A 23,555-nucleotide genomic window follows, 5' to 3' on the forward strand; every position below is an offset into this window, starting at 1 on the left:
GAGCAACGACTCGCTCGAGAAACGACGACGGCCGTGCGGGCGAGTTACCTGTGCGGAGGAGACCGCTTCCCGACATCGCCGCGTCGCTTGAGTCGGCGGTAGAGTTCCATGACGTCCTCGAAACCCTCGCTGCCATCGTTGTCGATGTCGTACCGACCGGGTGCCGGTTCGGGGTCGGTGACCGACGCTGTGTTCTTGACTGTCAGCGTCGTCGACTCGCCGCCGACCGAGAGTTCGTACTCGCCGGCCTCGACCACCTTGGCCCGGTTTCCGGGCACGTCGCCGGGAACGACCTCGAGCGTCGCGAGGTCGAGTTCGATCTCGACGGTCGCGGACTCGCCGGGTCCGAGCGCGACTCGCTCGAAGCCCATCAGCCGGCGGTGGGGCTGGAGCACCGACCCGTAGGACTCGGTGTTGTACACCTCGACGATGTGCTCGCCGGCCCGTTCGCCGGTGTTCTCGACCGTCACTCGGGCCGTGACGGGCGGGTTTCGAGCGGGGTTGCCGACGGTGTCCCGCGAGAGCAAGAGATCCGAGTACTCCCAGTCGGTGTAGGAGAGCCCGTGCCCGAACTCGTACTGGACCGTCCCGCTCTCCGCGCCGACGGACTGGCGCGGCGGGTAGTCGTCGTAGAAGAGGGGGACGTGACCGACGTTGGCTTCCCAGGTGAACGGGAGCCGTCCCGACGGGTTGTAGTCGCCGAAGAGTGCGTCGGCGACGGCGACGCCGGTGTCGCTACCGGGCTGGCCGGCGAACAGGACGGCGTCGAGGCGGTCGAACGTTTCCGCAGTCCCGCGCGGGCTCCCGGCGATGATCACGCCGACGAGCGGGACGTCGTCGTCGGCCGTCTCGTCGACCAGTTTCACGAGGTCCCGCTGTGCCTCGGGGAAGCGCATCTTGTCGCGGTCGCCGAACCCCTCGTTGTGCGGCCCCTCGCCGAGCACGACGACGACGGCATCGGCCGCACCGGCGGCGTCGACGATCGCCGCCTCCTGCTCGTCGGTCACGTCGAAGAACCCGTTGTCGAAGTTCTCGTAGATGCTCTCGTAGGGCGCGGCCTCGAACTCTGTCGGAACGTGCACAAGTTGGTCTCCGAGTCGGTCCGACAGTTCGCCCGCGACGGTGTTCTGACGCGGTCGCGGCCCGTCCTCGGTCAGGGCGCCGTCCTCGATCCCCTGCCAGCCGAGCGTCCAGCCGCCGTGTTGCATCAGGAACCGGTTGGGCGTTCCCGCCTCGACTCCGGGCCCGGTCAGCAACACGTCCTCGGACCCCTCGAGCGGGAGCGCGTCCGCTTCGTTTTCCAGCAGGACCAGCGACTCCTTGGCGAGTCGCTCGGAGACGTCCTGCGCACCGCCGACGAGACCGCCGATCTCGTCCTCGGGAACGGTGGGCCGGTCGAACAGTCCGAGGTCGCGCTTGAGCTCGAGGATGCGACGGACCGACTCGTCGATGCGGTCCTCCGAGAGCTCGCCGCTCTCGACGAGATCGATCGTCGTCTCGATGAACTCCGTCGGCGCCGTCTCCCCGCCGCACATGTGCATGTCGATCCCGGCCTCGAGTCCCTGCCTGACGGCCTCGCGCCACCCCTCGTCCGTGTCGGGACGGTACTCGTGGTTCGAGATCATCCGCTTGAAGTCGTCCCAGTCGGTGAGGACGACGCCGTCGAACTCGAAGCGCTCTCGCAGCACCTGCGTCAGCAGCCACTGCGAGGCGTGGGCGGGCTTTCCGTTGACCGCCCCGCTGTTGACCATCACCGTCTCGGCCTCCTCAAGCGCTCGCTCGTAGGCTGGGAGCTGTCTGGTGCGGAGGTCTCGCATCGACGTGCGAGCGTGGGCGCGGTCCTTTCCGGTGTTGGGCGTCCCGTACCCGGCGAAGTGTTTGACCGTCGCCGCGACGCGACCGTTCCGCTCGAACCCGCGGGCTCGCGCCTTCCCCAGTTCGCCCAGCAGCATCGCGTCCTCGCTGTGGCCCTCGAAGTACCGGCCCCAGCGCATGTCTCGCAGCACGTCGACCGTCGGTCCGAAGGTCCAGTGACCCCCCATCGCGGCGACCTCGTTCCCGGTGTGGGTCGCCGCCGCCTCGACCAGGTCGATGTCTCGGGTCGCGCCCATATTGAGCCGCTGTGGGAAGCTCGTACAGCCGTCGAGCAGCGTGTTCCCGTGGAGCGCGTCACAGCCCCAGATGAACGGAATCCCAGCGGCCGTATTCTCGACCGTATACCGCTGGAGCCGGTTGAGCCCCGCGACGAACTCCTCGCCGTCGAACGTCGGTCCCGTCGCCCCGCCGTTGAGGATCGACCCGACGTGAAGCTCCGTGAACAACTCGCCGAGCGTCTCTACGTCGTCGTGATCGTTGAACACGGTCTCGGGACCGAACCCCTCGCCGAGATCATCGATCGCAACCTGCGTCATCTGGCCTACCTTCTGCTCGAGGGACAACTCGTCGATCACGTCGTCGAGATCCGTACCGGTTCGATCGGCCGCGGCGGTACCCGCACCGACGCCGACCGCGGACGCCGCCGTCGCCGCACCGGTCGTCTTCATGAACGTTCGCCGTGATTCGTCGATCGCTTCCGATTCGTGTTTCGATGGTCGGTCGCCTGACATACGCCAGCATATAACAACTCAATATGTAATAAATATTTTCTCCGTAATCATCGGACGGAGGCCGTAGCGGAGGGCCAGGACAGAAAGAACGAGGGGTCGAACTCGCCGAAGACGAACGTCTCGAACGAGCGTTTCGGTCCCGATGAATTTCGACGGGCGGAATCGAGGGATCGACCGGTTCATCGCTGACGCACACAATCGTCGGTACGGGTGCCGGCTTCCCGGCGTGTATCCCTCGCTATCGGACCCACGTATCGTCCGTTCGGTCTGGACGAAAAACAGTCGAGTCGTGCGGGGACGAACCGGTTCCGATCGGGGACCGAGAACGCGACGCGCGGCCTACTCGAAGCCGCCGCGGTGGACGATCTCCGCGAGCGGTTTGCGGTCGCTCGGCTGTTCGCGTTCCTGCAGTTCCTCTGGAAGCGCTTCGGGCGGTGCACGTTCACCGATCGCGACCATCGCTTCGACCTCGAACTCGTCGGGAACGTCGAGTTCCTCGGCCGCGCGCTCGTAATCGAAACCGGCCATTCCGTGGACGGCCAGATCGCGGCGCGCACCCTCGAGCGCGAGGTTCTCCCAGGCCGCGCCGGTGTCGAAAGAGTGGACGGGAGCCGGTTCGCCGTTGTGGTCGAACGTCGTTTTCGAGACGATGACCGCGAGCACGGCGGCGTCGGTCGCCCACGCCTGATTCGCGTCGCTCAGGAGGTCGACGAAGGTGTCCCACTCGTCGTCCTCGCGACTCGCGTACAGGAACCGCCAGTGCTGATTGTTGAACGCGGAGGGGGCCCAGCGGGCGGCCTCGAACAGCGGGAGGTACTCCTCCTCGTCGAGCGGCTCGCCGGTCATCGCGCGCGGCGACCAGCGATTGACGAACAGCGGATCGATATCGTACTCGGCAGCGCGGTGTTCGGCGACGTCGTCGCGGAGTTCGTGACGGTTCTGGAGAGACTCTGCCATTGATCCGTAGTCGGGGCTCGACGTACGTATACGTTATTGGACAAAAGAGTTACCAGGTAACACCTGTGTCGTGGTTGTGTCTACCGGTTCAACAGTGTCTACCGGTGTAATGTGTGTGTGTGATAGTTTCCCAAACGACCGCGTCAGCTCGGTGTCGCAAAGCGAGGGTTACGGGAGGACTAGGCGCAAAGCCTCACCGTTCACGCGGTGGCAACAGATCGAAACGGAACTCGAGGAGAGACAACCGGACGAGAGAAAACGGATGCGTGGCGTTTCGGTGAACCGAATCAGTCGTCGGCCGGGGTCGGCGCACCGGGCTCGACGTCGATCTCGCCCGCGTCGAGGCCCGCCTCGACGTTCCGGGCCGCCTCGACCATGTTCGCCATCTTCCCGTAGGCGACCTCTCGAGGGAGCAGCTTCACGCCGCAGTCCGGCGAGACGACCAGCTGTTCCGGCGGAACGACCTCGAGGCCTTTCTTGATGTTTTCCTCGATCTGCTCGACCGACTCGACTTCGGCGACGTGAGCGTCGCAGACACCGAGCGCGAGATCCTTGGAGAATTCGGGATCCTTGAAGACGTCCAGTTGCTCGTAGTCGCCGTTCGCGAGCTCGAGGTCGAACTCGTCGACCGGGAACTCGAGGATCTCGGGGTAGATCCGGGAGTAGTCGCCGTAACAGACGTGGAGGCCGATGCGGACCTCTTCGGGAATGTCCGCGACGATGTGCTCGAGGGCCTCGCCGACGATGGCGTGGTCGTCCGGCGTGGTCGCGAGGGCGGGCTCGTCGATCTGGATGTAGCGCGCGCCGGCGTCGACGAGCTTCTCGATCTCCTCGTTGACGAGGTCGGCCAGCTCGAGGGTGAGTTCGTCGTCGTCCTCGTAGGCCTCGTTAAAGGACCAGTTGGCGAGGGTGTAGGGGCCCGTGATCGGGACCTTGACCGGCCGGTCGCTGGCGGCCGCGGTGAACTCGTACTCGTCGACGAGCCAGCTGTCCTCGTACTCGACCTCGCTGACGACGCTGGGCTTGTCGAAGTAGTTGTGTCCCCAGACCTTGACGGGGCCGTTGAACTCGTAGCCCTCGATCCGGTGGGCGAAGAACTCGACCATCTCGTTGCGCCGCATCTCGCCGTCGACGACGACGTCGAGGCCGGCGCGTTCGTGTTCGTTCGTGATGAGACGAGCCGCGTCGTCCTTCGCTTCCTGATAGTCGTCCTCGTCGAAGCCGTGATCCTCGTCCTTGTAGAGCTCCTTCGCGCGGTTGAGCCACTTGGGCTTGGGATAGGAGCCGACGACGGTCGTCAGCAGGAAGTGGTCGTGCTCGTGATCGGGCTGTCGGAACTGATTTTTGTTCTCGTTCGTCATGCTGCTTTCACCTCCGCGAGGTCCGCGGCTTCCGCGAGGACTTCGAGTTTCTCGACGTACTTGCCGTAGGGCAGGTAGAACGTTTCCGTGTTCGTCGTCAGGTAGACCGTCTCGAAGTCGGTGACGCCGAGCTGGTCGTCGACCCACTCGACTCGGTCGCGGATCGCTTCGGGGTCCTCGACGAGGGTGTTCTGGCCGTCCGCGAGGCCGAGCGCGACGTCGTCGGTCGCGCCGTACTCCTGTAGGTTGTAGATATTGTCGTCCCGATTCGCGACGAAGTCGAAGCCGACCGCGTCGATGTCCGCGTCGAGCAGGTGCGCGTAGACCTTCTCCTCGAGCGCGCCCCAGTAGGGCTGGACGACGACGTCGGCGTCGGTCGCGCTCGCGACCCGATCGATCGCCTCGCTCGCGCGCTCGTCCTGGCCGTCCGCCGGCGCGTTCTCGACCAGCGAGGGCTCGAGCAGGAACAGCGTCTCGTGGTCCGGGAAGGCGTCGACCTCGCCCTCGAGGAACTCGGCGATCGCGCCGAGGAACTCGGCCTCGTCGCCGTAGTGCTCGTCGGTTGCGAGATCGGCCAGCGAGTACGGACCGGGGAGGACGGCCTGCAGGTTGTCGCCGTCGGTCAGCTCGGCGGTCGCCTCGAGCTCCGAGGCGATATCGCCCGTGGGCTCGAGATCGTCCTGAACGACGGGCTCTCGATAGAAGTTGTTGTTGTCGTAGTAGCGGACGATCCCGTGAGTTTCGACGGCGTCGGCGACGGCCAGCGGGTGGGCGAGCATGTCGTCCCAGCGCAGTTGGCCCTCGACGATGCGGTCGAGACCGGCGTCTCGCTGGACCTCGATCACGTCTTCGCGGGCTTTCTCGTAGGCCGCGGTAATCTCCTCACCTTCGTCGCCGCTGATGAGGTCGTGTTTCTGGTGCCCCTTCAGATCCGAGAGGTCGTCTTTCGCCCAGTCCGGGAGCGGATACAGCCCCGGCGTGGTCGAAACGTACTCAGTCATCGTAGCCCCGACTAGGCTATGCCGACGCTTAATATTTTCCATCCTTGCTAATACACCGGAGTAATTTTTGTGGGTTTCGCCCGTCTTGAGGGGTCGATTCGAGACCCGTGTGAACAGTCGACATAGGCCGAGAAGCTTCGGTTTCGAGATTACCGATTCGGAACGAAGTGTCTCGACATCGATCGGCGGGACACGCCGATCATCGAGTCACAACGTGTCGGGTACCGCCCATTGGGTTGACAGCAATCACCGAAGCAATTCGAGGACGGTCAGCGTCTCGAAGGGGAACGACTCGTCGGCGACGGCGACCGCGCTGAACCCGTGTTCGCCGGCTTCTTCGACGACCTCGTCGACCCCCGTCAGGCTACTGACGAGCAGGTAGACGCACCCATCGGGCGCGAGTACGCGACCGACCGCCTCGAGGAACGGATCGATGACGGCCCGTCCGTCCTCGCCGCCCGACAGCGCGCGTTCCATCCAGTCGTCCCACTCGTTTTCGGGATCGGTCGGCAGATACGGCGGGTTGAAAGCGACTGCGTCGAACGTCGCGTCTCGAAACGGTGAGACGAGATCCGCCTGCACCGTCTCGACACCCTCCGCTCGGGCCTGCCGCACGGCGTGTGGGTTCAGATCCGACGCGATCACGCGAGCGCCCGTCACGTCGGCGATCTGTCCGGCGATGTAGCCCGACCCGGTACCGACCTCGAGTACGAGATCGCTCGCCTCGAGGCGCTCGCAGGCCGCCTCGGCCAGCAGGTGTGAGTCCTCGGCGGGCTGGTAGACGTCCGGTTCCTCGTCGCGTCTCTCCTCGAGTCCCATCTATTTTTCCTCCGGTTTCGTCAGGTGGTGTTCTCGCGGTTCTTTGTCGGCAGTTTCGGTCGCCGTCGCCTCGTCGGCGATCCGGAAGCCGCTGGTCTCGGCCCGCCCGGACAGTTCACGCTGCGGGAACGGGATCTTGATGCCGTCGTCTTCGAAGGATCCCTTAATGGCGCTGATCGCGGCGGTTCGGGCCCGCCAGTATCGTCTGGCGCTCGGTTTGTCGATCCAGAAGCGGACCCCGAACACGACGGCGGAATCGCCGAACGACTTGCCGACGACCTGTGGCGACGGTGCGGCGAGCGCCTCCTCGACCTCGTCGATCGCCGCTTCCGCGAGGTCAGCGGCCCGGTCTACGTCGGTTTCGTAGTCGACGCCGACCTCGACCTCGAGTCGCAGGCGACCCCGCTTCGAGCGGTTGGTCACCGTGCTCGAGGCGATGACGTCGTTGGGGATCATGATGTACTCGCCGTCGAATGAGCGGAGCTGGGTGTTGACGATCGAGATGTCAGTGACGATCCCTTCGTCGTCCTCGACCGCGACCCAGTCGCCGATCTCGAAGGGACGGGCGAACATCAGGACGAACCCGGAGAGCACCGTCCCGAGCGTCTGCCGGGCGGCCATTCCGAGGACGATCCCGAGGAAGCCGGCCCCGACGAGCAGGCTGCCGAGGTCATCGATCCAGATACCCAAGACGACCACGATCGAAACGGACCAGATGATCACCTGCGAGAGCCGGTGCGTGACCTTGCGCTGGTGGGCCGTCACGGCCGTCGACGAGTTGAAGACCTCCTCGATCAGTCTGGCGACGAACCGGGTGACGATGACCGTGACGACGAGCAGGAGAAACGAGAAGAGTGCACGTGCCACGGTGTCGCTCCCTAACCCGAGATTCGAATAGAGCCGTTGAATCTCGGCCGTGCGGCCCCAGACCCCGGTCATGACGGCGATGCTCACGAGGCAGCTGCCGATGAGCAGCGACATCGACACGATATCTGCGTACAGCGGCCTCGCCCGCTCGCAGAGCCACGCGTGGAGCCGTCGGTAGGAGAGAAGGACGGCGATCACAGCCCCGACCGCCGCGAGAGACACCGCGAGTTTGAGCTCGTTCGTCGGAATTGCGTCCGATAGCCAGTCGAGCTCCGTCAGTAATTCGAGCATGCGTTCGTCTCGCGGTCCTGTCGTCCGTGCAGCTTTGAGTATCCGTTGATTGGTTCGTTCCGTTCAGTAGTTCAACGCGAATCATGGTGGCCACGCATCTCGAGCGCTCGTCGACCGAGATCAGTCGTCGGCCGGCGCTCCGACGTCCCGCGCGAGTTGCGCCAGCGCGGCGAACTCCGCCGGTGCCATCGCGCCGGCCCGCTTCCGGAGCACGTCCTCGTCTGCCGCGTCGACGACCGCCTCCGGCTCCTCGAGCCCGGAGATGTGGGCCGTGTTCCGGATCGCGTTCCGGATCGTCTTCCGGCGCTGGGTGAACAGCGCCTTCACGAATCGCAGGAAGAACTCCTCGTCCTCGACTTCGTAATCGGGTTCCCGCGGGATCGCTCGAACCACCGCGCTCTGGACCGCCGGCGGCGGCGAGAACGCCTCCTTCGGAATCGACTCGACGAGTTCGATATCCGCGTAGTGCTGGCTCGAGACCGAGAGCCGACCGTACTCCGACGTGTCGGGCTCGGCGACCATCCGCTCGGCGAACTCCTGTTGGAACATCAGGACCAGCGGCTTCGTTTCCGGAAACAGTCGGAAGGCAATCTCGCTCGAGACGCCGTAGGGCAGGTTCGAGACCGATGCCGTAAACTCGGGGAGGTCGACCTCGAGGGCGTCGCCCTGAACGACGGTCAACTCGCCGGCGTCGATCTCGTCGGCGAACTCCTCGCGCAAGAACTGGGCGAGTTTGCGGTCCCGCTCGACGACCGTCACCTCGTCGGCGACCGCGAGCAACCGGTCGGTCAGCGCGCCCGTTCCGCCGCCGATCTCGAGCAGGTGGCTCGTGTCGGCGTCGATTTCAGTGAGGTAGGTCGGCAGCCGATCCAGCACTCGATCGTCCACGAGAAAGTGCTGGTCACGGTCCGGATCGCCGCGGACGCCCGCCCGGGCGATCAGTCCGTCTGGGTCTCTCATTGACTGCGTTTGCGCGCCGGCGGGTGTAAACGCACCGTCTCTCAGTTTCGTTACGACCCTCGAGCGATTCTGCCCCAGACCGACTCCGTCACGGGCATTTCGAGGGCGTCGCTTAGAGACGGCAGCGAGTCAGTGATTTTGCTGAAACTCGATATAGCGATCGCCGCTGTTCGGATCGGTATGAAGTTCGATGAAGAGCCTATCAGTGCGGTCGTCGTCGTCCGCCAGCGCTGGATAGAAGTGATACGTCTCGCTCACCGCCGGCGCCGTCGAAACGGTGACATCGACGACGTACGCGTCGCTCTCGAGCGCGTCGTCGTCGGTCCGTTCCGACGCAACGGCGTCCTCGGGCGGCCGCGAGAGTTCGTACCGCTCTTGCAAGACGACCGCATCAGTGTACTCTTCGGCGTCCGCGCGGAACACCTCGACGTCGATCTCGTGTCGCTCCGAGTCGAAGTTCAGCAGCGTCAGTGACAGTTGGGGCGTCTCCGAATCGAAGTCGAGACAGCCCGAAAGCGCCGCGAGACCGCCCCCTCCGCCGAGTGCAAGACACGTTCGTCGGGATAACGCCATTGAATCGACGGAAACGCGTCAGTAATATAAACGCTATTATCGAAACAGTCTCGTTTGATCGCTTCGGTCGCTCGGGCGGGGAAACGCTGCGGAGAAGTGACTGTCGGCTGTGACGGATACCGGTCGCCGTCAGGAGTCCTCGCCGGTCGCGACGGGGTGGCCCTCACTGGTTCTGTTCCTGTTCGCGCCGACCCACGAACGTCTGGTACTTCAGGTCGTCGTCGCGCAGTTCCTCGAGAATCCGGTCGACGAGGATCTGATCGGGGTCGTGCAGCCCGGAGACGCGCTCGGACAGCTCCTCGAAGCTCTCGAAGGGCTTGCGTTTTCGCTCGTCGAGGATGCCGTTGCGGAGTTTCTTCCCGATCCCCGGCAGCAGGTTCAGCTGGTGGAGTCGCAGCGTGATCGGTTGGGCGTCGTTGTAGAAATCGACGAACCGCTCTTCGTTCTCCTCGACGAGATCCTGGACGACGTACTCGAGTTCCGACTGGGCACCCGACGAGAGGTCTTCGTACTCGACGCGGTGGCACTCGGTGACGACGTCCTGTTCGGCCGGCGGTTCGACGACGACCTCGCTGCCGATCGTGAGCCGCTCGTCTTCGTCGAACGCGACCTGATAGAGCTGGAAGTCCTCGATGCCGACAGCGTAGCCTGCCGGTGACTTCGCGTACTGCGGTCGGCCGTCGTCAGACAGCCCGTGTGCGAGGTAATCCAACACGACCGCGCGCCGAACGTCCGTCTCGTCGCTCTCGGCTTCGCTCATTAGGTTCTGGTACGGCGACGGCGTACTTAAAGAGTCGGCTCGCTCTCGGACGGTCGGACGGCAGCACCGAGCTCGCCGATTCGGTCCCTCGAACTCGTCGATCGCCTCAGGCGTACTGCGCGACGACGTTGAGAATCTCGTCGAGTTCCTCTCCGGACAGCGAGTACCGCTGCTTTGCGTACACCGACCGGAGTTCGTCCCGGTCGTGGGGCAGGAGGTTCGCGATCTTGTAGGCCGTCGCTTCGTCGACCTTCTCGAGCGCCTGCAGGTCGTCAACGAGTGCCTGGGCCTCCTCGGGCTCCAGAACCGCAAACCGGTTGGCGTGTTCGATCGCTCGCGCGAGCTCGTAGCGCAGCTCGCGATCCTCGTCCATCGCGCGTTCGGCTTCGATGTCGGCGAGCAGCTCCTTCGTCTCCGAGACCGTCAGGAACTCCTCGTCGACGATCTCTTTGAAGATCGTCATCCCTGATCAGATCCGGTTCTTTTCCTGGTTCTGTGCGCGCATGTGGGCCGCGGTGACGAGCAGCGTCTTCTCCTTATCGCCGTCAACGATCTGGACCTTGAAGGCGCTGCCCTGTTTACCGATGACTTCGCCGGTTCGACCGTCGAACCGCGGGTGGTAGCGACCGTCCGCAACGCTCGGGTCGATCTTCAGGTGGACTTTCTCCCCCTCTTCGTACTCCTGAATCGCACGCTGTGGCGGCGACGTACCGCGATCTCGAGGACTGTTCGCGAGCTTCTTCCGGGTTCCCTGACGAGGGCCATTAGATTTCGGCATAGTCGTACGACCGCTTTGTCCGGTGACGGTTATAAAACACACGTATTCCCACGCACCTTTTTTCACGGGGTCCTCGGTCAGCATAGCTGACCTCGAACCCCGTCAAAAAATCTGTCTTGCGAACGCTTTGCGTTCGCACGTGCCGCGAGACGCGGAGCGTCTCGCTTGCCACCAAAAAAAGGCCGCGCTCGCTCTGCTCGCGCGGTACGACTCTGTTCCGCCGACAGCGACCGCCCGATGTCGTCCCCAACAGTGATCCGGCCGCGCGGCACTCATACGAGTATGGACGAAGATGCAGACCGCCGGATCGAGACTCGCTCGATTCACGCCGGCCAGGAAGCCGACCCGGAGACCGGCGCGCTGATGACCCCAATCCACGCCAACTCGACCTACGAGCAGGACGCGCCCGGTGAACACCGCGGCTACGAGTACTCCCGCACCGGGAATCCGACCCGGACTGACCTCGAGGCGAACCTCGCGAGTCTGGAGAACGCCGACTACGGCCGCGCGTTCGCCAGCGGGATGGCCTCGATCAACACCGTCCTGAACCTGCTCGAGGCCGGCGACCACGTCGTCACCGGCAACGACGTCTACGGCGGCACGCACCGCATCTTCACGCAGGTGTACGAGGACTACGACCTCGAGTTTTCGTTCGTCGATATGACCGATCTCGACGAGATCGAGGCGGCGTTCCGGGACGAGACGGAACTGCTGTGGCTCGAGACGCCGACGAACCCGCTCATGTCGATCGTCGACATCGAGGGGGCGGCCGAGATCGCCCACGCTCGCGACGCGCTGTGTGCGATCGACAACACGTTCGCGACGCCGTACCTCCAGCGGCCGTTGGATCTCGGCGCCGATATCGTCTCCCACTCCCTCACCAAGTATCTGGGCGGCCACTCCGACGTCGTCGGCGGCGCGCTACTGACCAACGACGAGGAACTGGACGAGCGACTGGGCTTCTACCAGAACTCGGTCGGCGCGACGCCCGGCCCCTTCGAGTCGTTCCTCGTCCTCCGGGGCACCAAGACGCTGCCCGTTCGGATGGACCGCCACTGCGAGAACGCCCGCGCGATCGCGACGTGGCTCGACGACCATTCCGCCGTCGACCAGGTTTACTACCCCGGTCTCGAGTCCCACCCCGGACACGAGATCGCCGCCGAACAGATGGATGATTTCGGCGGCATGCTGAGCTTCGAACTCGACGCGAGCCTTGAGGAAGCCGGCGACGTCGTCTCGAACACCGAGGTCTTCACGCTCGCGGAGAGTCTCGGGGGCGTCGAGAGCCTGATCGAACAGCCCGCACCGATGACGCACGCCGCGATTCCCCGTGAAGAGCGCATCGAGGCCGGGCTCTCGGATAGCCTGATCCGCGTCAGCGTCGGGATCGAGCACGTCGACGACCTGATCGCGGACCTCGAGGGAGCGATCGACGCGGCTCTCGACTGAGCCACAGACGCATCCGTAGCCACAGACGCATCCGTTTCCGTGCCACTCGTCGGTCGTTCCCCGCGGCGAGGACGCAACGTTTTCAATTCACCCGTCCGAGCAGCTACTATGAACGAACGCAACGATCCCGGCGCGTACGCGCTGCCGCTCACCCTTGAGTACGGCGACCGAGAGATCACGGTCACCCCGACGGCCGTCGAGACGGATCGCGGACTGATACTGATCGACGCCGGTCCCGCCGGCGCGGTCGGCCAACTCGAGACCCACCTGATGGAGCTGGGCTTCGAACTCGAGGACATTTGGCTCGTCCTCCTGACCCACCACGACGGGGACCACGTCGGTGGCCTCGCGGAACTGCTCGAGCGAGTCGATGCGACCGTCGCGACCCACCGCGACGAAGCGCCGTACGTGTCGGGCGAGCGGGAACCGATCAAGGGCGACGGCGACCGGTATCCGCCGGTCGACGTCGACATAGAGCTGGTCGACGGCGTCCGGTTCCCGACGCTCGCGGGGCCGATGGAGGTCGTCGCGACGCCCGGCCACGCGCCCGGTCACCTCTCGATCTACTTCCCGACGGGGAACCTGCTCGTCGCCGGCGACGCGCTCGTCGCGGACGGGGGTGAGGGAACCAACGGTGAGGGGCCGCTTGCCGGTCCGAAACCCCACTTCACGCCGGATATGGATCGCGCGATCGAGTCCGTCGGTGCGCTGGCGGCCCTCGAGATCGACCATACCCTGTGCTATCACGGCGGCTACGTCGACCAGGGGACCGATCGAATTCGGGAGATCCACGAGCAGTTACAGGAGTGAGCGACGCGGCTCTGTCTCATCCGTCAGTGGCTGCAATTGCAGCGGGCCATCGGCGTGCGACCACAGTCGACTACCCGCGTACGACCGCAGAGTCAGTGCGGCGGTGAAGCGGAATTCTCATCGGTCTCGAACGCGAATTGCGGCTAATGCGAATCGAACTCCGCGTCTGTCAGCACTGTCTCGAGGGCGAACACGGCAACGAGCGACGAACTGCGCTCCTCAACGACATGGTCAACTGCGCCGAACAGATCAAGACGCACAAGGAGGTCATCGACCTTGACGCGGTCCACATCCGCAAGGTCAAGGACGACGAAAAGGGGAAGCCGGCCGCGCTGCCGGTCGTCTCGGCGACGATTCAGAACGATCAGGTCGTCCTGAACGACACGCAACTCGTCGCGGAGGGCCAGGACGGGAACATGCTGGTCTACACCAATCCTGACGACGTGCTGACCGTGCTAGCGGGGAACTTGGACGAGATCAGCAAGGCCGTCACCGAGGACGTGACCGTCGACCTCTCCTCGATCGGCGCGGAGATCGTCTCACAGGCCAACCTCGGCGCGAACAGAGAAGAGCAGCCCTAACCGCGAGCAGGCCCCTCTTCGAGGAGCCACGAGCGAAACGACTGAACGAGGAACCGACGGATCAACGGAGACACGGGTCCCAGTCTCTTTTCCAGCCACTGAACACCGTTCCTACCCGATCATTCGAGCGACGAAGCCGGAGAGACGCGGCTGCGATAGTGCGTGCACACCGGCGGCTCACGAGAAATAGCGAAACGGCTGCAAACGAACGGCGAGAGCCGGTTATATCCGACCGACGTTCTCGACGCCGACGCTTTCGACGCCCTCGACTTCACTGAAGTTCTCCTCGACGGTCTCCGTGCCGCCCGCGCCGTCGGGGACGATCACGGTCGGGTAGAGGGCGACGAGGCCGAACGCGACCTCCTCGCGCTCGACGCCGTTGATCTTCGCGCCCTCGGGGAGGGCACTCTCGAGGCGCTCCTGGAGCGCGTCGAGATCGTTTTCGGGGCTGTCCGGCATGACCTTGATTTTGGCAGCAACTTTTCCCATGGGAGATCTATGGGCCGGTGAATCCGCAGTCGGGGCACTCGTAGAGGTTGCTCTGCTTGCGGCACTTGGCACAGCGGTAGATCTGCTGGCCGCAGTCGGGACACTTGAACGCAGCCGCGTTCGTGCCTGCGATGTTGAGTCCGCAGGAGACACAGGAACGCGTCTCTCGGTCGTCGGTCGTACTCATACCCCTCTCTTTCCGCCCGCCGTTTTTAACGATTGTCTTTCTCGAGTCGGTCGCCATCGATCCGAGTGGCAGTCAAAAATACGGTCGGCAAGCGAGGCCACTTCTCATCGCGCACCGTTTTCCGACTCTGAAAACGCGCTACGGGGTACTTATCAGTCCGAAACGGAGACGTGAATGAGGTTCGGTGGGCCAACGTCCGGCCGAACCTCTGCCTCTGACATCTCTGACGGTCCCACGCTGACAGCGACTGCGCTCCGAAAACTCAACATTCAACACCGTGCCGCCCCTCTTTCGAGTGAATGCGCCTCGACGACTACATCGAGGATCTCGAGCCCGACGCGGAGGCAGAGCGCCGCCGCCTCGCCAAGGAGAAGTCCTACGCGATCACGGACCACCTCGAGGACTTCGAACGAAAGTTCGACGACGCCCTGAGCGGCGACACCCTCGTCGGCTCGACCTCGCCGTCGATCTTCGTCGGGCGATCCAACTACCCCGACATTCCCGTCGGACTGCTCTCGCCGGTCGGTGACGAGGACGCCGCCGAGGAGTACGTCACCGACGGCGACTGGTACCAGCAGGGGTACGCTATCGACGACGTGCTCCAGCGCCGCACCGGGCTCTTGAACTCGAGCAAGCGCGCGAACGTCGACTCGCCCTCGATCGCGAGCCGGATGACGCCGAACGTGGACGACGTCTGGGACGGCTTCGTCGGCGTGCAACGCGAGGTCGCCATCGCCGATCGGCCGGTCGACCTCGAGATCGGATTGGACGACAAACCCGATCTCGGTCTCGATACGGGAACAGACGTGGCGACGCCGCGGGGACCCCGCGCCAACGCCCGGAACGCGGAACTGCGGGAAAATCCCTACGTGCCCCGACCGGTCAAGAAAACGCTCGAGGACGACGACTGGCAGGCCGAGGGGGCGATGACCTACCTCTACCGGCGCGGCTTCGACGTCTACGACATCAACTCGATCCTCTCGGCGGGCGCGCTCGGCCAGACCAAGCAGCGCCGATTGGTCCCGACGCGGTGGTCGATCACGGCCGTCGACGACACCGTCGGGAAGTACCTGCGCGGGCGGATTAGAAACGCACCGAGCATCGACGAGGTGCAGGTCTGGGCCAACGAGTACGTCGGCAACCGCTACTGGGTCGTGCTCGCGCCCGGTAACTGGGAGTTCGAACTCGTCGAGATGAAGGCCCCGGGAAGCATCTGGAACCCCGATCCGGCGGACAACATTTGGCTGGCTAGCGCCTCCGAAGGATACGAGGGTCGCTCGAGTTACGTCGAGGAGACCGCGGGTGCGTACTACGCCGCCCGTCTCGGCGTCCTCGAGTACCTCGAGTCGATCGGCAGGCAGGCGAAGTGTCTCGTCCTGCGGGAAGTGAGCGACGACTACTGGGCCCCGGTCGGCGTCTGGCAGGTCCGCGAGAGCGTCCGCAACGCCTTCGAGGGGCAGTACGGCGAGGCCGAAACCTTCCACGACGCCGTTTCGGAGGTCGCGACCCAGTTGCCGGTTTCCTACGCGCGATTACGGCGTAAATCCGAACTCGCGGCCGGATTGCAGTCGAATCTGAGCGCCTTCTCGAACTCGGATTGATTCAGGAGGAGATTTTCCACTGAGAGTCAACCTGTGCGGCCAGCGACGCGTTGACCCCGGCTCTTTGGAGATTGTCGCTACTTATAGACCGTTACTACTCACAGACTCACCACTCACAGATCGTTGCGACTCACAGCCTCTCTCGATTCCTGCCATCTCGAGTAGTCCACAGACTGGCCGTCTCGAGCAGTCCGTGAATTGGCCATCTCTCGAATCCGAACTGTGTCCACTGGTACCGAAAAGCATACCCTTGGATAATAAAACGCGGATTTTTTATGCTTCGAACGCATATTGCAGTCAATGATAGGCGACTTTACACCGACGACGATCGACGATCTCGACCCCGATCGACGACCGTCGTTCGGCCTCGCTCTCGTTCCGGTACTCGCAGTCGTCGTCTTTCTCGGCATCGGATCAGCCCTGCTCGGACTGGCTCCCCACGTTCCGTTGCTCTGGAGTATCGTCTTCGTCGGCGCGTTCGGTCGCTATCTGGGCTACCGGTGGGACGAACTCTCCAACGGAATCTCCAACGGCCTCCTGATGGGGTTACAGGCGCTGTTGATCCTCTTTACGATCTACGCGCTGATCGCCACCTGGGTCGACGCCGGAACGATTCCGGCGATGATGTACTACGGCCTCGAGTTGCTGACGCCGACGGTGTTTCTGCCGGTCACGGTGATCCTGTCCGCGGTCGTCGCGTTCTCGATCGGGTCCTCGTGGACGACGGTCGGGACGCTGGGCGTCGCGTTCGTCGGAATCGGGACTGGACTCGGTGTTTCCGGGCCGATGACCGTCGGTGCAGTCATCTCCGGGGCGTACGCGGGTGACAAGCAGTCGCCCCTCTCCGATACGACCAACCTCGCGGCCGGCGTGACGAACACGTCGCTCTACGACCACATCCACCGCATGCGAACGGGCACGGCTATCGCGTTCGGCCTCTCAGTGGCCGGATTCGCCGTGCTCGGCCTTCAGGCGAGTGGCGAGATTCCGGTCGGCCGCGTCGCCGAAATCCAGACCGCGCTCGCGGGCACGTACGACCTCTCTATGCTCGTCTTTCTGCCCCTCGTGGTCACCTTCGGCCTCGCGCTCTACGGCTACCCCGCGCTCCCGACGCTCGTGGCCGGCGTCTTCGCCGGCGTCTTCACCTCGATTCTGGTTCAGGGAACAGGATTCGTCGCCGCTTGGGAGGTGTTCATGGGCGGCACCGAGCCGGAGACCGGGGCCGACCTCGTGAACGAACTCCTCGTGACCGGTGGCCTCACCGGCTCCGCCTGGACGATCACGGTCGTCGTCGCGGCGCTCTCGCTGGGCGGCCTCCTCGAGCACACCGGTGTGTTGGCGGTGCTCGCAAATCGCCTGTCGCAGGGCGTTCGGAGTTCCGGCGGACTGATCGCGGGTACCGGCGCGTCCGCGATTCTCGTCAACGCGCTCACCGCCCAGCAGTACATGAGCATCGTCCTGCCCGGACTGACGCTCAGAAACCTCTACGAGGAGTTCGGCCTCGACAGCGAGGAACTCTCCCGAGCCGTCGAAGCCGCCGGGACGCCCACCGGCGCGCTCATCCCGTGGCACGCCGGCGGTGTTTTCATGGCCTCGGCGACCGGCGTTCCCACCCTCGAGTACGCGCCGTTCTACCTGTTCGGGCTGCTCTCGCCGCTCGTGCTGTTCGCGATGGCGTGGACCGGCCGCGGCATCCCGACGACCGGCCGCATCGAGCAGGCCCAGACCGCCGACTGAGCGACGGTCGCTCCGTCTCGAGCGGGCCGGTTACTGCTCTGTGTCCGCGAGCAGTCGCTCTCCCTCGAGCTCGCCCTCGGCGTCAGCGTCGGCGTCCGGTGAGGAGCGGGCGATTCGATCGACGGTCCTCACGCAGACTTTGAACATCGCGAGAACGACGGGACCGACGAATACCCCCACGATTCCGAACAGGACGACGCCGCCGATGACTCCCACCAGAACGATCGCCGGATGGAGTTCGGCCCGCCGATCGACGAGAATTGCTCGAAGGTAGTTGTCGACGACGGCGAGCACCGCGATCCCGTAGCCCAACAGGAGTACGCCGCGGACGGGGCCGCTCGAGATTGCGTGGGCGAGCGTCACCGGGGCCCAGACGAGCCAGACTCCGATCGCCGGGAGGAACGACGCGAGAACGAGAACGACCGCCAATACGGAGGCGTACGGTACCCCCAGGAGGGCGAGGCCCAGCCCACCGAGTATCCCCTGGATGACCGCGACGAACACGTGACTGCGGAGGACCGCCCAGACGACGACGTGAATCTCTTCGAACAGGTCGTCGAGGACCCAGGGCTCGAGCGGGACGTACCGTCGGATCCAGGCGACCACTGCCGGCCCGTCCACGAGCAGATAGTACAGCACGAACACGAGGACGATCGTCCCCGCGATGACGTCGGCGGCGGTGGTCACGAACCCGACGGTCCGGGCCACGGTTAGGTCCGTTGCGCCCGTGATAGCCCCCTCGAGTTCGGTCGATATCACCGACTCGAGTGCCGTGATTGTCCCATCAGCCAGTCCGAGTTCGGTCCCCGCGAACTCTCGAGCGTTCGCCGCGATGCGGTCTATCGAAGTCGTCTCTCGAACCGACGCGACCGTCCGGAGAACGACCAGCGAGATGAGCACCAGCGGGACGACACCGCCGACCACAGCGAGGCCGGTAACCGTGAGTCCGGCGGCGCGTGTGCCGACTCGCGGTGCCAGCCGTTCGTACGCCGGACGGAGGACGACCGCGAGCAAACAGGCCGCCAGCACGTACTGTGCCAGCGGGAGCACGATCAGTGCGGCGAGTACGCCGAGGACACAGACCAGGAGGGCGAAAAACGAGGTCCGAGCGTCCATAGTTCGACTTCTCGGATCGGCGGCATAAATGCTTGTTTTCCTATTTCTTAATGGCAGCAATGAAAGGGATCCTCGGCCGCACGATCTCCGGTGAGACGAACAGGACGCCGGCCGCCTACAGGTTCGCGTAGGCTTCGTCGACCAACTCGCTGGTTTCGTCGACGATCGCCTGCCAGTCCTCGTCGTCGGGAGCGATCCCGAGCAGCCGCGCGATCTTCATAATCGAGACGTGATAGACGACCTGTCGGCCCGGCGCTTCCTCCCAGACGACGACGTTACAGGGGAACAGCGCACCCATCTTCTCGGTCACGTCCAACACCTGATCGGCAATTGTCGGGTTACAGGCCCCGAGCACGTAGTACGGGTCGCGATCCGCGTCCACCTTCTCGTTGAGCAGTTCCGACGGCGAGAACTCCGCCGGGACGCCGAACCCGGCTTCGGTGAACACCTCGCGGGTGTGTTCGATGGCTTCCTTGTGCTCCATCTCGAGGACCGCGCGGTGCTCGCCGTAGTCTTCCGGGTCGATCTTCGTCGGGTCGATGGGAAGGGTCATGCGCGACGGTTGGTCGTCCTGTCCCTTAATCGGTCGCCTCCGAACCGCGGGATGCGATCCCGTGGCGGCCTCGGTCCGACTCTAGAGCGGAACCGGGAGCCACTCGAGGAACCGGATCACAAGGATCGGATCGAACACCGGCTCGTGGATGACGAGCCAGTCGAGCAGGACCAACCCGCCGCCGTGGGCGACGACGGACGGAAGGATGGAATCGGATTTGTAGTCGACGGCGCCGAACAGGATGTCCGTGGGGCCCGACAGCAGGAACTCGATCGGCGGCTTGGAGGCGTGGTGAAGCATGTAGACGATGGGGCTGATGAACACCGCACCGATGCCGACCTCTCTGACGCCGACGCAGAGGAGGCCGCGGTAGTAGGTCTCGGCGGCCAGTGCGAGGAGGAACAGTTTCATCGCATGCGGGACGAAGACGGCTGGCGCTGCAGTCGTCTCCCAGATCGGATAGTACGCCCGGATCGTCGGCAGCGTCGAACCGACGACGTAGAAGGGGAGGACGAACAGCGCGAGCAACGCCGCGTTTCGGACCGCGGTGCGGTCGACGCGCCACCCGATACGGTTTCCGTGCGACAGTCCGAGCGCGAGCGGTCCGCCGATCAGGAGGACGCCGTCGACGACGAGCCGTTGCTCGAGATTACTGGGAACCAGTCGCATCCACAACAGCGTGAGCACGGCACCGACCACTACCGACTTCTGGACCCAGGAAAGCGACAATCGGCCCCGGAGCCAGCGGCCGCTGTACCGATCCGGCTCGGACGCCACGGTATTACTCGTCCGCGGTCGGAATCGGTCCGGTCCCGATCACGTCCCGGACGTTCGCTTCGAACTCCTGGTGCCGCTGGAAGTACGTCTCGTCGACATCCACGAGCACGGCAGACAGCTCGCGTGGACCCTCCGGCGTTCGGATCACGGTCTCTCCCTCGAGTCGGTCGACTTCGCTCTTCTCTTTCGGCCAGGTCAGCCGCGAACTCACGCGGGCGAGCGGTGCGCCCTCGACGGGGGTTTGCTCTCCGAGTTCGACTGCCGGCTCCGAATCCTCGTCCTCGTCACTCATGGGCGTCCCTTTACGAGGGGAGCGATTCAAGCTTTCGCTTCCGCAAGTCGACTCGAGGACGGCCCCACACCAGTCTAAATATCGACATGTGTCTGACGTATCGTTTTGTGGTGGGCCGCCGAACGGCTCCGTATGACAAGCCTGACGGAGGTCTACGACGGGACGGCACCGGAGGTGACGGGCCGTCGGCTGTACGTGGGGACGGTGTTCGTATTGCTCGGCGCGGTGCTCGCCGTCGTTGCGGTCCTCGTGGCAACGACTGACCTCGTCGGCAACTACGCGGTCGAATTTTCCGACGGCATGGCTGCCCAGTACGCGACCGTCCGTGCCGCAGGCGTCCTTGCAGGTCTCAGCGTCCCGACGATCCTCGTCGGTGTCTTCGTCGTCTTACCGTCCAGTCGCCGCGTCCAGGCCGCCGCCGCGATCAGTGCGAGCCTCTGCCTGCTCGGCGTCGCGCTCTTCTGGTACGCCTATCCGGACCAGTGGCGTTTCGGCGGCGACCAGCTCACCCTCGAGGTCTCCGTCGTCTACCTGCTCGGACTTTTGACCGCTGTCTGGTGTCTGTTCACGGCCATCGCGACGTTCAAGCGGCGCAACGATCCCGGCGGCTCCCTCCAGATGAACGTCACCCGACATAACAGGACAGTTATCGAGTCCGACGACAGCGACTCGGGCGGTCTCGGTGGCATCGGGTTCCTCGGCGGGACGCCGGACGGGGACGTCGACACGCAGACGAACGTGGGCACCGACGCGACTGGAACCGGATCACACTCCGGTCGACCCGCCGGCGCTGCCACCAGCGACGGCGGGACCGCAACCTCGGACCTCTCCTCGCCGCTCGAGACGGGCGACGGGACTGATGCGGAGATCGTCGAGTCGCCGACTGAACGGCCGGACGAGCCCACGGACCGCTACTGTGGGAGCTGCACGCACTTCGAGTACGTCCGCTCGTCGAAGGGCATGGTTCCCTACTGCGCCCGCCACGAGACGGCGATGGACGATATGGACGCCTGCGAGGAGTGGGCGCCGAACCGATAGGAGTCGAAACCCGAACGCGGTTCAGAACGAGGTAGTAGTGGGTTTTTCTCGGCTATCACTTTTCGGCTGTACTAAGCACTGTACGCGTATCCGTTCGCAATCACGAACAGGAGTTTACAGTGAGCCGTTCGTGGTCGTCCTGAGACTAGTTGACAGCTGTTGTTGCGTTTGCAGTCCCGTGTGGAACCGCTGAACGATCTCCGACTGGTGCTCGGGACACGCCATGGGGACGAGTACCCCATCCTCGATCGGTATCACGGGTCGGGACGAATTGTACGGCGCGAGGCGACAGCTGGGACAACAGATGCCGCCGGCCGGCCGGTGGTTCAGGAGATCGGCCGTCGATTCGCTGGTTAACCCACAGATCGAGGCGAACCGCTCGAGGTGGTCGTCACAGCTGAGAACGGGAATCGTGAGTTGGTCCAGGAGGAGAAACGAGACGGCCTGCTGCCGATCGGATCGAATGGCAGACCGACATTCGTCACAGTGAATGGGCGACTGGCCACCGGTGAGATCCGACCGTGGATGCTGGCGATCTGCTGATGGCATTCGTGTATTCGACAGGTCGCCAGACGGGTAAGTGATGGGATGGCCAGGTGATACTACCGTGATCTGACCGAAATCGCCAGCCGACTACAGACCGAGTAGCTGTCGCCCCATCGTGAAGCCCCACTGGGGAACTTCGAACACGATCGCAGCGGCCAGCGCCAGTTCACCGACGGTGACGACGACCATCATGAGGTCGGCGCGTTTGCTACTGACCGCGACACCGATCGGCAGCCCGAACTCCTTCTTCCAGATCGGATAGAACAGCGCGATCCCGCGCTTGCTTCCCGAGACGTCGAGGACGTAATGGGTCAACACGCCGATCCAGACGTACTCGAGATTGCCGAACACGGACGGGAAGACGACGAAGACGAGCAGGATCGGCAGGTTGTGCAGCGTCTTCCGATGCCTGCCGAAAGCGGTATCGACGTCCGGAAAGAGCGCCCCGAGCGTGACGGGGACGCCGATCATCGCAATCGTCTTGAACGTCTCCAGATCCCCCACCGGCTCGAGCAGATAGCCCAGCCCGATGCTCAACAGGACGGCATTCAGCACGTGTCCCTTCTTGTTCATCTATCCGCATCTGGGGAGTCGTATGAGGAATAGTTTTTCTTTCGGAACTATCACAAAGTCGGATAGGAATCGGGACTGTTACTGTGTCGAATTACGCTCGAGTGTATCACTAAACCGAATCGGTCGCTGGTGCGGTACCGGTACTCTCAACTGAAACGAGCTACAGACCGATCTCAGAGGTGTCGGTCGATCACCTGTGCAGTGACGGTCAGCGGGCACTATCCCGCGCCTCGAGTTCTGCGAGTAGATCCGCGAGCGCCCGATCGACGGTTTTCGCGCGAACGTCAGCGCGGTCGCCCTCGAAGACGTATCGGGAGACCGTCGCGTACGACTCCTCGCTCCCCCACGGGGCCGCGTAGGAAATCCCGATGTAGACGGTGCCGACCGGATCCTCGTCAGTTCCGCCGGTGGGGCCGGCGATCCCGGTCGTCGCGATACCCCACGTCACGTCGGCCACGTCCCGGACGCCCTGGGCCATCTCGCGGGCGACGGGTTCGGAAACCGCACCGTGTTCGTCCAGCGCCTCGCGACTGACCCCGAGGTGGCGTCGTTTGGCGTCGTAGGCGTAGGTCGTCAGTCCGGCGTCGAAGTAGTCGCTCGCGCCCGGAACGGCGGTGATCGCAGCACCGATCAGTCCACCGGTGCAGGATTCGGCGACTGCCAGCGTCTCCCCATGATCGCGAAGCGCGTCGGCGACATCCATCGGCAGGTCACGTTTGATATCGTCGTTCATATCCAAGCCGTGGACTGGCTCCGATGTGAAAGCGAGGGTTGCACTCGAGGCACCGATCCGCCGCGCTCGATGCGGAAACGGAAAGAAAAACGGGCCCTGC

At 64.3% G+C, this 23,555-nt stretch carries 26 protein-coding genes; 6 read left to right on the forward strand and 20 right to left on the reverse strand.

Annotation, left to right across the window (positions count from 1 at the left end):
• Window positions 1-44: 44 nt before the first annotated feature.
• The 11 genes from HYG81_RS21770 to HYG81_RS21820 all read right to left on the reverse strand — a co-directional run bounded on the left by HYG81_RS21770 (window position 45) and on the right by HYG81_RS21820 (window position 10,973).
• Window positions 45-2,543 carry a glycoside hydrolase family 3 protein gene (locus tag HYG81_RS21770; protein WP_180842954.1) on the reverse strand — a complete coding sequence of 833 codons (2,499 nt, stop codon included), beginning with the start codon at window positions 2,541-2,543 and terminating at the stop codon, window positions 45-47.
• Between the two features lie 402 nt (window positions 2,544-2,945).
• The gene (locus tag HYG81_RS21775; RefSeq protein WP_180841787.1) at window positions 2,946-3,563 is read right to left on the reverse strand and encodes a nitroreductase family protein; all 618 of its coding nucleotides are present in this window, start codon (window positions 3,561-3,563) and stop codon (window positions 2,946-2,948) included.
• Between the two features lie 287 nt (window positions 3,564-3,850).
• Window positions 3,851-4,924, reverse strand: coding sequence for a methionine synthase (locus HYG81_RS21780; protein WP_180841788.1), 1,074 nt, complete (start codon window positions 4,922-4,924; stop codon window positions 3,851-3,853).
• Complete coding sequence (locus HYG81_RS21785; protein WP_180841789.1) at window positions 4,921-5,925, reverse strand: 5-methyltetrahydropteroyltriglutamate--homocysteine methyltransferase; 1,005 nt, start codon at window positions 5,923-5,925, stop codon at window positions 4,921-4,923. The genes HYG81_RS21780 and HYG81_RS21785 overlap by 4 nt, the downstream gene beginning before the upstream one ends.
• A gap of 246 nt (window positions 5,926-6,171) precedes the next feature.
• Window positions 6,172-6,744 carry a HemK2/MTQ2 family protein methyltransferase gene (locus HYG81_RS21790; RefSeq protein ID WP_180841790.1) on the reverse strand — a complete coding sequence of 191 codons (573 nt, stop codon included), beginning with the start codon at window positions 6,742-6,744 and terminating at the stop codon, window positions 6,172-6,174.
• The gene (locus HYG81_RS21795; RefSeq protein ID WP_180841791.1) at window positions 6,745-7,902 is read right to left on the reverse strand and encodes a mechanosensitive ion channel family protein; all 1,158 of its coding nucleotides are present in this window, start codon (window positions 7,900-7,902) and stop codon (window positions 6,745-6,747) included. It abuts the gene before it with no gap.
• 120 nt (window positions 7,903-8,022) lie between these two features.
• The gene (locus tag HYG81_RS21800) at window positions 8,023-8,862 is read right to left on the reverse strand and encodes a 16S ribosomal RNA methyltransferase A (RefSeq protein ID WP_180841792.1); all 840 of its coding nucleotides are present in this window, start codon (window positions 8,860-8,862) and stop codon (window positions 8,023-8,025) included.
• Window positions 8,863-8,991: 129 nt separating this feature from the next.
• Window positions 8,992-9,435 carry a hypothetical protein gene (locus tag HYG81_RS21805; protein WP_180841793.1) on the reverse strand — a complete coding sequence of 148 codons (444 nt, stop codon included), beginning with the start codon at window positions 9,433-9,435 and terminating at the stop codon, window positions 8,992-8,994.
• A 163-nt stretch (window positions 9,436-9,598) separates the two neighbouring features.
• On the reverse strand, window positions 9,599-10,195 hold the full coding sequence (locus HYG81_RS21810; protein ID WP_180841794.1) for a DUF655 domain-containing protein: 597 nt from the start codon (window positions 10,193-10,195) through the stop codon (window positions 9,599-9,601).
• A gap of 106 nt (window positions 10,196-10,301) precedes the next feature.
• A complete protein-coding gene (locus HYG81_RS21815) occupies window positions 10,302-10,658 on the reverse strand; it encodes an RNA polymerase Rpb4 family protein (RefSeq protein WP_180841795.1) in 357 nt (118 codons plus the stop codon).
• A gap of 6 nt (window positions 10,659-10,664) precedes the next feature.
• On the reverse strand, window positions 10,665-10,973 hold the full coding sequence (locus tag HYG81_RS21820) for a 50S ribosomal protein L21e (protein ID WP_180841796.1): 309 nt from the start codon (window positions 10,971-10,973) through the stop codon (window positions 10,665-10,667).
• Window positions 10,974-11,255: 282 nt separating this feature from the next.
• Here HYG81_RS21820 and HYG81_RS21825 point away from each other — a divergent pair, with 282 nt between their 5' ends.
• From HYG81_RS21825 to HYG81_RS21835, 3 genes are all read left to right on the forward strand, one after another.
• Window positions 11,256-12,422 carry a cystathionine gamma-synthase gene (locus tag HYG81_RS21825; RefSeq protein WP_180841797.1) on the forward strand — a complete coding sequence of 389 codons (1,167 nt, stop codon included), beginning with the start codon at window positions 11,256-11,258 and terminating at the stop codon, window positions 12,420-12,422.
• Window positions 12,423-12,530: 108 nt separating this feature from the next.
• Window positions 12,531-13,232 (forward strand): MBL fold metallo-hydrolase, encoded by a 702-nt coding sequence (locus HYG81_RS21830; protein WP_180841798.1) that lies wholly within the window; start codon window positions 12,531-12,533, stop codon window positions 13,230-13,232.
• Between the two features lie 146 nt (window positions 13,233-13,378).
• The gene (locus tag HYG81_RS21835) at window positions 13,379-13,813 is read left to right on the forward strand and encodes a hypothetical protein (protein ID WP_180841799.1); all 435 of its coding nucleotides are present in this window, start codon (window positions 13,379-13,381) and stop codon (window positions 13,811-13,813) included.
• 222 nt (window positions 13,814-14,035) lie between these two features.
• Here the strand turns inward: HYG81_RS21835 and HYG81_RS21840 are convergent, their stop codons facing one another.
• Complete coding sequence (locus tag HYG81_RS21840; RefSeq protein ID WP_180841800.1) at window positions 14,036-14,302, reverse strand: elongation factor 1-beta; 267 nt, start codon at window positions 14,300-14,302, stop codon at window positions 14,036-14,038.
• A 7-nt stretch (window positions 14,303-14,309) separates the two neighbouring features.
• Window positions 14,310-14,489, reverse strand: a complete 180-nt coding sequence (locus tag HYG81_RS21845) for an HVO_2753 family zinc finger protein (protein ID WP_006184530.1) — start codon at window positions 14,487-14,489, stop codon at window positions 14,310-14,312.
• A 299-nt stretch (window positions 14,490-14,788) separates the two neighbouring features.
• On the opposite strand from HYG81_RS21845, the gene nreA reads away from it, so the two are divergent.
• Both nreA and arcD read left to right on the forward strand, forming a co-directional pair.
• Complete coding sequence (nreA, locus tag HYG81_RS21850; RefSeq protein WP_180841801.1) at window positions 14,789-16,090, forward strand: DNA repair protein NreA; 1,302 nt, start codon at window positions 14,789-14,791, stop codon at window positions 16,088-16,090.
• A 300-nt stretch (window positions 16,091-16,390) separates the two neighbouring features.
• Entirely contained in the window at window positions 16,391-17,827 is a 1,437-nt protein-coding gene (arcD, locus tag HYG81_RS21855) for an arginine/ornithine antiporter ArcD (protein ID WP_180841802.1), read from the forward strand.
• 30 nt (window positions 17,828-17,857) lie between these two features.
• Here the strand turns inward: arcD and HYG81_RS21860 are convergent, their stop codons facing one another.
• The 4 genes from HYG81_RS21860 to HYG81_RS21875 all read right to left on the reverse strand — a co-directional run bounded on the left by HYG81_RS21860 (window position 17,858) and on the right by HYG81_RS21875 (window position 20,565).
• Window positions 17,858-18,943: an AI-2E family transporter gene (locus HYG81_RS21860; protein ID WP_180841803.1), complete on the reverse strand. Its 1,086-nt coding sequence runs from the start codon at window positions 18,941-18,943 to the stop codon at window positions 17,858-17,860.
• Between the two features lie 115 nt (window positions 18,944-19,058).
• Window positions 19,059-19,496, reverse strand: coding sequence for a DUF302 domain-containing protein (locus HYG81_RS21865; RefSeq protein WP_180841804.1), 438 nt, complete (start codon window positions 19,494-19,496; stop codon window positions 19,059-19,061).
• An 81-nt stretch (window positions 19,497-19,577) separates the two neighbouring features.
• Entirely contained in the window at window positions 19,578-20,273 is a 696-nt protein-coding gene (locus tag HYG81_RS21870) for a CPBP family glutamic-type intramembrane protease (protein WP_180841805.1), read from the reverse strand.
• A gap of 4 nt (window positions 20,274-20,277) precedes the next feature.
• Window positions 20,278-20,565, reverse strand: a complete 288-nt coding sequence (locus tag HYG81_RS21875; protein ID WP_180841806.1) for a DUF5789 family protein — start codon at window positions 20,563-20,565, stop codon at window positions 20,278-20,280.
• A gap of 132 nt (window positions 20,566-20,697) precedes the next feature.
• Here HYG81_RS21875 and HYG81_RS21880 point away from each other — a divergent pair, with 132 nt between their 5' ends.
• The gene (locus tag HYG81_RS21880) at window positions 20,698-21,603 is read left to right on the forward strand and encodes a cell division protein CdpA domain-containing protein (protein ID WP_180841807.1); all 906 of its coding nucleotides are present in this window, start codon (window positions 20,698-20,700) and stop codon (window positions 21,601-21,603) included.
• A gap of 114 nt (window positions 21,604-21,717) precedes the next feature.
• Here the strand turns inward: HYG81_RS21880 and HYG81_RS21885 are convergent, their stop codons facing one another.
• The 3 genes from HYG81_RS21885 to HYG81_RS21895 form a co-directional block, all read right to left on the reverse strand.
• Complete coding sequence (locus HYG81_RS21885) at window positions 21,718-22,152, reverse strand: TraR/DksA C4-type zinc finger protein (RefSeq protein WP_180841808.1); 435 nt, start codon at window positions 22,150-22,152, stop codon at window positions 21,718-21,720.
• Between the two features lie 84 nt (window positions 22,153-22,236).
• Window positions 22,237-22,722 (reverse strand): metal-dependent hydrolase, encoded by a 486-nt coding sequence (locus HYG81_RS21890; protein ID WP_180841809.1) that lies wholly within the window; start codon window positions 22,720-22,722, stop codon window positions 22,237-22,239.
• A gap of 208 nt (window positions 22,723-22,930) precedes the next feature.
• Window positions 22,931-23,455 carry a CinA family protein gene (locus HYG81_RS21895; RefSeq protein ID WP_180841810.1) on the reverse strand — a complete coding sequence of 175 codons (525 nt, stop codon included), beginning with the start codon at window positions 23,453-23,455 and terminating at the stop codon, window positions 22,931-22,933.
• Window positions 23,456-23,555: the final 100 nt, after the last annotated feature.

The organism is Natrinema zhouii, from assembly GCF_013456555.2.
GTDB classification, from domain to species: Archaea; Halobacteriota; Halobacteria; order Halobacteriales; family Natrialbaceae; genus Natrinema; species Natrinema zhouii.

Bases quoted from the DNA above. Each gene is read 5' to 3' on its own strand.
- HYG81_RS21775 (WP_180841787.1), bottom strand. From the start codon at position 3,563: ATGGCAGAGTCTCTCCAGAACCGTCACGAACTCCGCGACGACGTCGCC.
- HYG81_RS21810 (WP_180841794.1), bottom strand. From the start codon at position 10,195: ATGAGCGAAGCCGAGAGCGACGAGACGGACGTTCGGCGCGCGGTCGTG.
- HYG81_RS21800 (WP_180841792.1), bottom strand. From the start codon at position 8,862: ATGAGAGACCCAGACGGACTGATCGCCCGGGCGGGCGTCCGCGGCGAT.
- HYG81_RS21845 (WP_006184530.1), bottom strand. From the start codon at position 14,489: ATGAGTACGACCGACGACCGAGAGACGCGTTCCTGTGTCTCCTGCGGA.
- HYG81_RS21835 (WP_180841799.1), top strand. From the start codon at position 13,379: ATGCGAATCGAACTCCGCGTCTGTCAGCACTGTCTCGAGGGCGAACAC.
- HYG81_RS21780 (WP_180841788.1), bottom strand. From the start codon at position 4,924: ATGACGAACGAGAACAAAAATCAGTTCCGACAGCCCGATCACGAGCAC.
- HYG81_RS21885 (WP_180841808.1), bottom strand. From the start codon at position 22,152: ATGCCATCAGCAGATCGCCAGCATCCACGGTCGGATCTCACCGGTGGC.
- HYG81_RS21830 (WP_180841798.1), top strand. From the start codon at position 12,531: ATGAACGAACGCAACGATCCCGGCGCGTACGCGCTGCCGCTCACCCTT.
- HYG81_RS21785 (WP_180841789.1), bottom strand. From the start codon at position 5,925: ATGACTGAGTACGTTTCGACCACGCCGGGGCTGTATCCGCTCCCGGAC.
- HYG81_RS21805 (WP_180841793.1), bottom strand. From the start codon at position 9,435: ATGGCGTTATCCCGACGAACGTGTCTTGCACTCGGCGGAGGGGGCGGT.
- HYG81_RS21815 (WP_180841795.1), bottom strand. From the start codon at position 10,658: ATGACGATCTTCAAAGAGATCGTCGACGAGGAGTTCCTGACGGTCTCG.
- HYG81_RS21880 (WP_180841807.1), top strand. From the start codon at position 20,698: ATGACAAGCCTGACGGAGGTCTACGACGGGACGGCACCGGAGGTGACG.
- HYG81_RS21875 (WP_180841806.1), bottom strand. From the start codon at position 20,565: ATGAGTGACGAGGACGAGGATTCGGAGCCGGCAGTCGAACTCGGAGAG.
- HYG81_RS21825 (WP_180841797.1), top strand. From the start codon at position 11,256: ATGGACGAAGATGCAGACCGCCGGATCGAGACTCGCTCGATTCACGCC.
- HYG81_RS21790 (WP_180841790.1), bottom strand. From the start codon at position 6,744: ATGGGACTCGAGGAGAGACGCGACGAGGAACCGGACGTCTACCAGCCC.
- HYG81_RS21865 (WP_180841804.1), bottom strand. From the start codon at position 19,496: ATGACCCTTCCCATCGACCCGACGAAGATCGACCCGGAAGACTACGGC.
- HYG81_RS21795 (WP_180841791.1), bottom strand. From the start codon at position 7,902: ATGCTCGAATTACTGACGGAGCTCGACTGGCTATCGGACGCAATTCCG.
- HYG81_RS21890 (WP_180841809.1), bottom strand. From the start codon at position 22,722: ATGAACAAGAAGGGACACGTGCTGAATGCCGTCCTGTTGAGCATCGGG.
- HYG81_RS21895 (WP_180841810.1), bottom strand. From the start codon at position 23,455: ATGAACGACGATATCAAACGTGACCTGCCGATGGATGTCGCCGACGCG.
- HYG81_RS21770 (WP_180842954.1), bottom strand. From the start codon at position 2,543: ATGAAGACGACCGGTGCGGCGACGGCGGCGTCCGCGGTCGGCGTCGGT.
- HYG81_RS21820 (WP_180841796.1), bottom strand. From the start codon at position 10,973: ATGCCGAAATCTAATGGCCCTCGTCAGGGAACCCGGAAGAAGCTCGCG.
- nreA (WP_180841801.1), top strand. From the start codon at position 14,789: ATGCGCCTCGACGACTACATCGAGGATCTCGAGCCCGACGCGGAGGCA.
- HYG81_RS21840 (WP_180841800.1), bottom strand. From the start codon at position 14,302: ATGGGAAAAGTTGCTGCCAAAATCAAGGTCATGCCGGACAGCCCCGAA.
- HYG81_RS21860 (WP_180841803.1), bottom strand. From the start codon at position 18,943: ATGGACGCTCGGACCTCGTTTTTCGCCCTCCTGGTCTGTGTCCTCGGC.
- arcD (WP_180841802.1), top strand. From the start codon at position 16,391: ATGATAGGCGACTTTACACCGACGACGATCGACGATCTCGACCCCGAT.